At 43.9% G+C, this 11100-nt stretch carries 8 protein-coding genes and 1 pseudogene; 2 read left to right on the top strand and 7 right to left on the bottom strand.

What is annotated here, in order from left to right:
- From VIN08_RS06265 to VIN08_RS06235, 7 genes are all read right to left on the bottom strand, one after another.
- On the bottom strand, positions 1–993 hold a 993-nt coding region (locus VIN08_RS06265; RefSeq protein ID WP_331961854.1), incomplete at its 3' end, for a metallophosphoesterase.
- A gap of 74 nt (positions 994–1067) precedes the next feature.
- Positions 1068–4478, bottom strand: a complete 3411-nt coding sequence (locus VIN08_RS06260; protein WP_331961851.1) for an efflux RND transporter permease subunit — start codon at positions 4476–4478, stop codon at positions 1068–1070.
- 37 nt (positions 4479–4515) lie between these two features.
- Entirely contained in the window at positions 4516–5649 is a 1134-nt protein-coding gene (locus tag VIN08_RS06255; RefSeq protein WP_331961848.1) for an efflux RND transporter periplasmic adaptor subunit, read from the bottom strand.
- 35 nt (positions 5650–5684) lie between these two features.
- Positions 5685–7139: a TolC family protein gene (locus tag VIN08_RS06250; protein WP_331961845.1), complete on the bottom strand. Its 1455-nt coding sequence runs from the start codon at positions 7137–7139 to the stop codon at positions 5685–5687.
- Between the two features lie 22 nt (positions 7140–7161).
- Positions 7162–7794: a TetR/AcrR family transcriptional regulator gene (locus VIN08_RS06245; protein ID WP_331961842.1), complete on the bottom strand. Its 633-nt coding sequence runs from the start codon at positions 7792–7794 to the stop codon at positions 7162–7164.
- Positions 7795–7920: 126 nt separating this feature from the next.
- Positions 7921–8283 (bottom strand): hypothetical protein, encoded by a 363-nt coding sequence (locus tag VIN08_RS06240; RefSeq protein ID WP_331961840.1) that lies wholly within the window; start codon positions 8281–8283, stop codon positions 7921–7923.
- Positions 8284–8295: 12 nt separating this feature from the next.
- Positions 8296–8850, bottom strand: a complete 555-nt coding sequence (locus tag VIN08_RS06235; protein WP_331961857.1) for an RNA polymerase sigma factor — start codon at positions 8848–8850, stop codon at positions 8296–8298.
- A gap of 194 nt (positions 8851–9044) precedes the next feature.
- Here VIN08_RS06235 and VIN08_RS06230 point away from each other — a divergent pair, with 194 nt between their 5' ends.
- Entirely contained in the window at positions 9045–9857 is an 813-nt protein-coding gene (locus VIN08_RS06230) for an alpha/beta fold hydrolase (protein ID WP_331961837.1), read from the top strand.
- 173 nt (positions 9858–10030) lie between these two features.
- Positions 10031–11100 (top strand): annotated as a pseudogene (locus tag VIN08_RS06225) (phosphoribosylformylglycinamidine synthase); the annotation flags it as partial.

The raw sequence follows: 11100 nt of genomic DNA, 5'->3' as shown, positions 1-11100 counted from the left end.
TGCATCCCAATGACTTGGATCGTGCGAGAGCAGTAATTTTACCGGGGCGTCTTCTGTACCGGCATACGCCTGATCAAGCTTTCCATACTTGGAGAATCTGCCTCCACCCCAATTCTCTATACCTATAACAGCCAGCTTCTCTCCTCCTGTTTCAACAAATCGGTGTTGATTCATGAGCAGATCAAATCCCAAAAGCTTATGGGCTTCTATCAGGTTCTGAAAGTTTTTCTGCTTCGCAGCGAGTGTAGCCCAATGGTGGTAATCGCCATAATCGTGATTGCCGGTTACGGAATATACACCGAGCGGTGCTTTCAGTTTACTGAATATATCGATATAGTCTTTTACTTCTGAAGACTCGTTATTCACAAGATCGCCTGTAAAGAAGAGTATATCTGGTTTTTCAGCGAGCATCATTTCCACACCACCTTTTACAGCAACCTTGTTGAAGAAGCTTCCTGAGTGGATATCGGATAGCTGGCCAATCTTTACACCATCAAATGCTTTGGGGAGATTGGGGAGATATACGGTCTTTCTTCTCACTCTGTAATCATGCGCTCCGGATACCACACCATATACCATGGTTCCGAAAGGTATAGCAGCTGCTACGAGTGCAGTCTTCGCCAGAAAGTCTGAGCGAGTAATAGCATCTCCGGGAAGATCGTCAGCAGGACCTTTGTAAAAAAATTTGGAAGCCCATTTTATACCGCGATAGATATCATCGAGGAACAATACGACTACAGCAAATACCTTGGAGAAATAGGTGGCTACCAATCCGGTTAAGATCCAGTTACGTGTGCTGGCGCTGGCTGCGTACGGATCGCCAAACGTCCACCAGAGCAGGGCGCCTATACTAAGTACCGTTGGCACCCAAAAGCCTATGCGGAGTATATTTTTCCACACAACAGACCAATCTTCACTTACAACTTTTACTGCCTGGAATACATAGTAGTCGATTAACAGGAAAAGAATGGTGAAGAATATCAACGTCATCATACGAGTTCTCATAATAATAAAAAAAGTCGTCTATTGTACAGACGACTTTTTTCGTTTTTTAGTTTGCCTTCGCTTTATATTTTCACAGTAGCAATAGTGCCTTCTGTTTCGTGGCTGTGCACGACTTCTTTCTGCGTTCTGTATACTTTGGAGCGTAGTTTCGCTGCGAGTAAATACATTACCGGCACCAGGAACAACGTGAGGAATGTACCGAAGATCAATCCGAAGATCATCGTCCATGAAAGAGGTCCCCAGAAAGCAACGTTATCCCCACCAAAGAAAATGTGTGGATTAAATTCCGTGAACAACGTCACGAAGTCAATGTTCAATCCAACCGCCAGCGGAATCAATCCCAGGGTAGCCGCCATCGCTGTCAGCAATACTGGCGTCATACGCGTGCGTGCCGCTTCAATGATTGCGTCTTTCAACTCTATACCTTGCGAAATCAGCAAGTCAGTAAATTCTACCAGCAATATACCGTTACGTACCACCACACCGGCAAGGGCCATGATACCTACACCTGACATAACAATGGATATCTCCATACGGAAGAGTGAGAAGCCGATCAATACACCAATCACACTGAATATAATTTCAGAAAGAATGATGAGCGGTTTACTTACGGAGTTAAACTGAATCACCAGGATCATAAAGATCAATCCAAGTGCTACAAGTCCTGCTACACCGAGGAAGTTAGAAGTCTCCGCCTGATCTTCCTGTGCACCAGTCATCTTGATGGTTACGCCATCCGGAACAGAGAGCGACTTCAAACGGTTCTTGATATCAGCCACTACTTCATTCTCATTATAGTCACTCAATACGTTTGATGACAACGTAATAACACGCTTCTGATCGATACGCTTTATACCGGCATAGCTATTCGAATATTCAATGGTAGCGAACGATGATAACGGCACCTGGCGTATAGCCCCTGCACGCGCCATATCACGATACGTTACCGGCAGATTCATCAATGTATTTATATCATTGCGCTGATCTTCCTTGATACGCAGCTCGATCGGGTAATCGTCATTCTCATCGCGGAAGCGCGATACTTCTTCACCATATATAGCGGTGTTCAATATACCTCCGATCTGACCAGTAGATATACCTTCGCGGTTTGCTTTCTCGCGATCGATCTTGATCACAATCTCCGGTTTATCACTTTGAAAATCAGATTTCAATTCTTCAACACCGGGCACCTGCAATGAGTCGAGGTAACGTTTTGCACGATCACCAGTCGATACCAGCAGATCAAAATTATCGGCAGCAATTTCTATGTTGATCGGTTTACCGGTTGGAGGTCCACCCTGCTCCTGGTCAACAGAAACTTCAGCACCTTTTATACCTTTCACGGCTTCGCGAATTTTCGTCAGATATTCTCTGGAAGATCGTCCATCGCGTTTGGCAAAATCAACAAAGGCAACAGTAACTTTTCCGAGGTGAGGTTGCACCTGTGCACCGGAGAACTGATCTTCTGCTGCTCCGATGGATACGTTGGAGATAATAGATTCTACCATCGATGTATCTTTACCGATCGTGGCGATCACGCGATCTTCCACGATGTTGGTGATCGAATCCGTTACACGCTGATCTGTACCGATCGGCATGCGTATATAGGTAAATATAAAGTTCGGATCGCCTTGCGGGAAGAATACTACCGGAGGTTTACGAATGCCGGTAAATACAATGGAGAAGACGAACAGGAGTATAACACCTGCTACTACACCATAGGGTCTCCAACCTTGCAAGCACCAGGTAATTACTTTCTCATAACCGCGCTGCACAGAAGGCCATGCTCTTGTCTGGAATGAAGAGATAACACGCTCGAGCAGGAAACGATGCAGCGAGTATAAACCGAAAATGAATATGGTAAAATTACCCATACCAAATGAACCGGTTACATAGAAGAGTAAAGCAATCGCGATAAAGACTACAGCAGATATTTTATACCCTTTGGTAAATTTCTCTTGATTCTCATGGTCGTGATCGTGCTCCTTCATAAAGTCGGCCGCGAACACCGGGTTCATAATATAGGCCACGATCAGGGAAGCTAATAACGCTACGATCAATGTAACTGGTAAATAGAACATGAACTTACCAATAACACCCGGCCAGAATGCAAGTGGAACGAATGGTGCCAGCACCACAAGTGTACCCGACAACACAGGCATGAATACTTCACCTGCTGCGATCTTCGCTGCTTTACGGATCGGTACTTTACCATTATCAAATACACGGTGCGTGTTTTCAATTACCACGATCGCATCATCCACAACTATACCTAACGCCAGCAGGAAAGAGAACAGCGTCATCATGTTCAGCGTAAAGCCGAGTGTCGGAAATGTGAGGAATGCTATAAAGCTTGAGAGCGGAACAGACAACCCTACGAAGATCGCATTGGTAGCCCCCATGAAGAACATGAGGATGATGGTTACCAATACAAATCCGATGATGATCGTGTTGATCAGATCGTGCAGTGTCATACGCGTGTTGTCTGACTGATCAGCCGTGATTGTTATCTTCAAACCTTTCGGAAGTATATTATCTTCATACTCTTTTACAATCTCGTTGATCTTATCAGAAGCATGGATCAGGTTTTCGCCTCCGCGTTTTACAACGTTCAGCGTCACCACGTTTTTCTCATCCAGGCGCGCAAAGCTTTCCTGCTCTTTGTGTGTATCACTTACTTCGGCTACATCGCGCAGATATACCTTTCCACCTTTTGTACCGCCTACTACTATACCGCCCATTTGCTCGGCTGAAATAAATTCACCGTTCACACTCATCGAACGTTTCATACCATCAACCGAAAGCTGACCACCTGCGATGATCACGTTTTCTGATTTGATAGCAGAAGATATATCGGTAAGACTTACCCCTGCTAGAGAAGATTTATAGAGATCTACATTCACCTGTATCTCGCGATCCAGTGCACCTACTATATCTACTCTTCGTATTTCTGTAAGCGACTCGATGCGATCCTGCATCTGCTCTGCATACTTCTTCAAGGTTTGCAGATCGTAATCACCCGAAAGGTTGATGTTCATGATCGGCACTTCGGATATATCTACATCGATAACCTGAGGATCATCATCCAGATCAGTAGGAAGATCTTTCTTGGCTTTATCAACCGCTTCCTGTACTTCGCGCTTCGCTTCTTTTACTTCTACATCGGTTTGAAACTCGATGATCACGTTAGAGAAGTTCTGCAAGGAGTTACTGGTGATCTTCTTTACACCGGCAATGGATTTTACCTGTTTCTCAATTTGCTTGGAGATCAGGTTCTCTATATCCTCCGGAGCTCCGGGATATATAGTGGATACATATATCTGCGGAAACACTACCTCCGGAAAGTTTTCCTTCGGCAGACTGTTATACGTCATAAGACCCGCCAGACAGATGATAATGGTAGCAACATAAATGGCTACTTTATTATCAATCGACCAACTGGTGGGTTTAAATTCCTTTTCTACATCGTGCATAAATATTGAATGTTAGGGGTGTGGAATTTTTCCTATACTATATTTTAATCACCTGGCCATCGTTAAGACCCTGGTAACCGAATGTGATAACTTTATCACCTGTTTCCAGACCTTTCACTTGCGCAAGGTTGTCATATACACCTTCTACAGTTACTACTTTTTTGCGGGCAACTGTTTGCTTGCCTTCGGTAACCGCTACGAATACAATTTTTTCTTTGTTCACTTCCTGCACTACATTAACAGGCACGACCAGTGTAGAGGGCTCGGTATGGAAAATTACTTTTAATATACCGGTCATGTTCGGACGCAGGTCTGCATTAGAAGGTAATTTTACTTCTACAGGGAACGTACGTGAAAGCGGATCGATCGTCTTCCCTACAAAGGTTACCACCGCTGTGATGTCTTCTTTCAGTTCAGGTATATGTACCACGGCTTTGTTGCCTTTGCGTATATTGGTGACATACGCTTCTGATACACTCGATACAAGTTTCAGATCAGATGTATTAACAACGCGAACGGCTGGCTGACCAGGTGCGATGTTCTCTCCTATCTTTATATCAACCTGATCTACCGTACCACTGATTGGCGCTTTAATGCGCGTCATATCATTTTGTTCCTGCAAAGATTCGATCTGCTTCTCCAGGCTTTCTTTGTTGGTCTTGGCCTGCAGGTATTGTACTTCCGTACCGATCTTCTGATCCCACAGATTTTTCTGACGCTCGAATACAGTCTTCGCTAACTCTAACTGTGATTTTTGTGCTTCGATATTGCGAACGAGCACGGAGTTATCGATCTGTGCTAACACCTGACCTTTTGATACCTGCTGACCTTCTTTTACATATACGGCCATCACAACGCCCATTGATTTAGAGCTGACCATGATGTTGTCTTCTGCATCTATACTGCCTTGTGTTTGCACATAGTGATCGAACTTGCGCGGTGCAAGCTCGGTAACAGAAACTTCTTTTGATTTTACAGCCGTTGCTGTTGAATCAGGATTGGCCTTGGCTATTTCTGCTTCCAGTTGCTGAATCTGTTTGGTGATCTCAACTTGCTGCGTCTTCAGTTTTTCAAGCTGTGCTTTTTTATCATCGGGAGATGCCGCGCTGCAGGCTGCCAGTACTCCAGCAATAGCGATGACTGATAAGCGAGTATATATCGTTGATTTCATATAGTTGTGTTTTTTCATTAGGGGTGTTACAGTAGTTATTTTTGGGTTTGAGCTGCGCTATATTTAGCAGGATCAATTTTGGCGTATGCCTTATCAAGATCTACTTTGGCAATGATGGCATCGTACAACGCATTGTAATAATTTACCTGCGCTTGTCTGAGGCTGTTCTCTGCATCCGTCACTTCGATGTTAGAACCAACACCTTGCTCGTATTTGATCTTGGTTACGCGCGCTACTTTTTCTGCGAGCTCCATGTTTTGTTGCTGAGATTTTAATGTCTCGATGGAGTTCTGATAGGTAATAGTATTCTGTTGAATGTTCAGATCTATATTCTGCTTCAATGCATTGTAGTTGTTCTCAATCTTTAGCAATGACAGCTTCGACTGTTGTAATTGATAGTTACGCTGCAGACCGCTGAACAAAGGTACGTTGAGTGTGATACCAAAAGATGAATACGGATACCATTTATCAGGACCGAACTCTTTCGTAGAAGGTATATCAGATTCAGTCTTAAACAATCCTCCGATGTTAGGCGACTGTGTTGAATATCCTAAATTTAAAAATCCGGAAAGCGATGGCAACGAAGCTGAATACTTATTCTTGATGTCGAGCTCTTGAAGTTTACGCTGTGTATCCAGCATTTTATATTCTATTCTATTCTTGTAATCCCAATCCTGCTGGTATTGGTTGAACAGATCTTCGCTCACGGTAAATTCAGCAAGTGTTCCTTTAATTCCCATCGGTTTATCCATGGGATAGTTCATCTGGAACTTCAAAAGTGCAAGACTCAGATCTTGCATATTCAGGAATTTCAGTCTTTCAATTTTCAGATTGTTAAGCGTTACCTGGATTCGGTCTACATCAATCGCTTCTGCAAATCCATTCTTGTTCATTGCTGCAGTTGTTCTTAAAAGAGAATCAACACGGCCAATGTTATTATCGAACAATGTAATACGTTCATTGTTGACAAGCACACCATAGTACGCTTTCATTACATTTTCAACAACCTGTATCTGCGTTTGTTCTTCCGTTTTGTAAGCAAGCTCTTTATACGTACTGGCAGCCTTCAGTCCAACCAGATATGAACTGCTGAATAGGAGTTGATTAACAGTAAGCCCTGCATTTCCACTGCTGGGGAGTTGAAATACGTTTTGAAACGCTACTACATCTCCTGCTTTGATACCAGGTATAGAACTCAGGTCTATAATGCTGGGTTGATCAGGATGGTATGTTTGATAAAATCTCGGCAGCTTCGGATTGTGCTGCAATGCTACACTTCCATTTACTTGCGGAAGTCCTATACCACGCGTCTCTTTTACTCTTGCTTCAGAGATCTGTGCATCGATACGGGCGTTCTTTACATTGACGGTATTCTCCAATGCATACTTGATACATTCATCTAACGTGAAGGAGGTCGAATCTACTGACTGGGCATTGACCCACAACGGCACGGCCAGACTAAACAATACAATTTGATAAAAGCGTTTCATACTCAGGGGTGTTATTATCGGTTTACTTTATTATTTCTGCGGGTTTATCTTCTTTACATTTCAGATATAGTTTCCTTCCCTTCTCAGTGACAACACCATATACAAAATGATCGAATATCTGCATCTGTACTTCTCCCAACCTGAACCGGTCTTGTGGAAAGGTCTTGTCATCAAAACCGATCTCCACTAATGCCATTCGCATAATGCTGACGATCTCGGCATTGATCTCGGGGCGGTAGTATCCTTCGGCTATACCCTGGTCTACATTCCGCTTGATCGACTCATGTACACAACGTTGTTTAAAATCCTGCCACACCGCCCACGCCTTTGGATAGTACTTTTGCAGATCGTACAAAAGCGATGGGTTCATATCCTCCACATTTTTCTTCATGCACAACGAGAGCCTTGCCAATTCATCGATAGCATTCTCCGATTGCTCGTGCGCGGCTTCAATTTCCCGCTGGTTTTCTTCCAGCAGCGACTGGCACACCAGGGTTACGATATCTTCTTTATCAGCAAAGTGCTGGTAAAGTGTTTTCTTGGACACAGACAACTGACGGGCTATATCGTCCATCGAAATGCTGCGCACACCGTATTTCAGGAAGAGGCCTTCTGCCCCTTTCAATATCTTTTCGCGGGTGTTTGAATCTTCCATAGAGCTGCAAAACTACGGAAACTTTTTTCATGTCAAAAGTTTCCAACGTTTCCTTCTACGGCAAAATTTCTGTGCAGGTTGAGTTTTTAAAGAATTTTTGAGATGAATTTTTCGTGAAGCGGCCTGTCAATCGCGCGAAGTGTCTGAATTTTGCTCCGAACCACGTTGCTCGAAGCGACACCATTTCTCTTTCATTCTCCGCTTAAATTCCTCCCGTTGTTCAGCCGGCATGTTGGAAAACTTTTCATAGAAACGATGTTTCCAATACGGAGCCGGACCGTGAGACTGATGATGATGTTTACCACCCCCCCATCCACCAAATAAAATCTTACTTAATATGAGCAGGCCAAGTGCCTGCCAGTATGTAATTACCGGGCCATTAAATAAAGTGGGTACAAGCCAGTTCCATAAGGCCATGGTTATCAGCCCAAATACAGTAACTGCCAATAACCCGAGTACTACACATTTCACAATATCTATCTTTCTCATAGCCTTGTCAGCTTATATATCGTTGTATAATCGTTGTAATTTTTTTCGGAGCGCTAAAATAGCATATCGCTTCCGCGATAATAATGTGTTGATGGAAACTCCTGTTTCCTCTGCTATATCGCGAAAGCTTCGCTCCTCTATTTCATTGAGTATAAATATCTCGCGTTGTTCCGGTGGGAGTTCATCAAGTGCTTCCATGATCGCTTCCCATATAGCTTCGCGGAGATAAGAATCTTCCGGAGTGTTGCCCAAGTCGGGCAATATTTCCTGCAGAGTAATGGGTGCATCTTCTTCCTGGGTGGCCATACCGGCAAAGTCGGCACGCTGCGGGCGGGCGGCTTCTCTGCGATAGCGATCTATAATCTTATTACGCGCTACCGAAAATAGCCAGGAGGTTACGCGATCGATCGACTCGATGGTTTCGTAGCCCGCTACAAACTGATAGAATACATCCTGTAAAATATCTTCCGCTTCCTCCACAGTAGACACGCGGTTGCGGATAAAGCTCAGCAGCCTGTCTTTCTCTTTCAGAAATGTCTGTTCTTTTATTTGCATGGCCAGTTCCATCGCCTTCACTCTGCTTGATTTAGTCTGGAAGACGGTGCTATTTGATCTTTTATTTTAAGAGACTTAAAAATAGTAGGTGAACAGCAGTTGCCAGTCGGTAAGCCATTTTAATTTGTCGGTTGGCAAAACCACAAGGCATCGTTAAAAAACTATTTATATTGGCCCTCCTCTGCGCTTCCTATAAATGAAAGGGAATGAGCGTTTACGAACTGCCCATGAATGTTAAAACATCCAAGCTATTCTATACCAAAATCGGTAACGGTACTAAAACGCTCCTGCTCTTTCATGGTTTCGGACAAAGTCATGCGGTGTTCAGCAATCTCGCTCAAGCACTTGGCGACCAGTATACGTGCTATATCTTCGATCTCTATTTCCATGGTGCCAGTCACTGGCCCGAAGATGAACATCCTATAACAAAAGAAAAATGGAAAAATATAGTACAGCAATTTCTGGCTGAAGAGCAGATCCACTCCTTTTCGCTGCTGGGCTATAGCATCGGGAGTAAATTTGTGCTTGCTATACTGGAAGCTTTTCCTTCTGCAACAAAGGAATTATTCCTGTTAGCTCCCGATGGCATCAAAACAAATTTCTGGTATACATTAGCCACGTACCCCTATATATTTCGAAGATTTTTTAAAAGCATGATCAACCATCACAATCGTTTTTTAGCGATCGGCCGATCATTGCAAAAACTCGGATTATTAAACAAAGGTCTTCTCCGCTTTGCCGAGCACCAGATGGATACCGAAGAAAAAAGAAAACGTGTATACTACTCCTGGGTAGTATTTAGAAAACTAGCCTTTAACGTAGAGGAGATTGCCCGCCTGATCAATCAATATAGTATAACAACAACCGTAATTGTTGGCGAGCACGACAATGTAATTCGTCCGGAAAGTATGAACCGGTTACTGCGCCACATCCCGTCTCACCAGCTTCACGTACTGGCTACCGGCCATAATCTATTATCGGAGAGAGCACTCACGAACCTGATTCTGAAACGTGCTTAGGTGTTTACGTGAGTATGTGCTTACGTTAGTAGCAAACGTATCAACCAGGCACGCAGAAACGTGCACACATACCCACGTGCCAACGTAATAACGTTGTAAATTTTAAAAAGAATCGACTCCTATTTTGCTTTTAATTATTGTATTTTTGCGCACTCAAATTCGAGTCTAATCCAATGATTTTATTCTTTCGTTCGAAAGCCAACACGATCTATGCGGTTGGTACGGTACAGCCTTTGCAAAATTCAGACGTTCAGAAACTTACCTGGCTTTTTGGCAAAGCTGAACCCCTCGCTGACAAAACCCTTACGGGGAATTTTATCGGTCCGCGAAAAGAAATGATCACTCCGTGGAGTACCAATGCCGTAGAAATTACACAAACTATGGGTATCAGCGGCATACAGCGCATCGAAGAGTTTTTTGCTGTAGATGCCGATACTGCGAAGTACGACAAGATGCTGCAGGTACTCTATAAATCGTTGGATCAAGACCTGTTCACGATTCACCATACTCCAGAGCCTCTGCTCGAAATTGATGACATCGCGGCTTACAACGAAAAAGAAGGCTTGGCGCTCAGCCAGGTGGAGATTGAATACCTGCAAGGTGTAAGCAAACAACTGGGCCGCAAACTTACCGACAGCGAAGTGTTTGGCTTCTCGCAGGTAAATTCAGAACACTGCCGCCATAAGATCTTCAACGGCACATTTATCATTGACGGAAAAGAAAAAGAGTCTACACTCTTTCAACTGATCAAGAAGACTTCGAAAGAAAATCCGAATTATATAGTATCGGCTTACAAAGACAATGTTGCCTTTATCAAAGGTCCGGTGATTGAGCAGTTTGCTCCCGCCCGACAAGACGTTGCCGATTACTTTACGATTGAAGATATACCATCCGTTATCTCGATAAAAGCAGAGACGCACAACTTCCCTACCACCGTGGAGCCTTTCAACGGAGCGGCTACTGGTTCAGGAGGGGAAATTCGCGACCGTCTGGCCGGAGGAAAAGGTGCGCTGCCATTAGCAGGTACTGCAGTATATATCACTTCTTACCCACGCCTGGAAAATGGCAGACCCTGGGAGAAAAAATTTGAAGCACGCAAGTGGTTGTATCAGTCACCGGAAGAAATTCTGATCAAGGCATCCGATGGTGCTTCCGACTTTGGTAATAAATTCGGTCAGCCGGTAATTACCGGAAGTGTATTGACCTTTGAACACATAGAAGATGGCAAGAAGTACGGCTTCGA

The sequence above is a fragment of the Ohtaekwangia sp. genome (genome assembly GCF_036568665.1).
Lineage (GTDB): Bacteria > Bacteroidota > Bacteroidia > Cytophagales > Cyclobacteriaceae > Ohtaekwangia.
The sequence above is the reverse complement of the archived record's forward strand: the minus strand, read 5'-3'. Positions and strand labels throughout refer to the sequence as shown.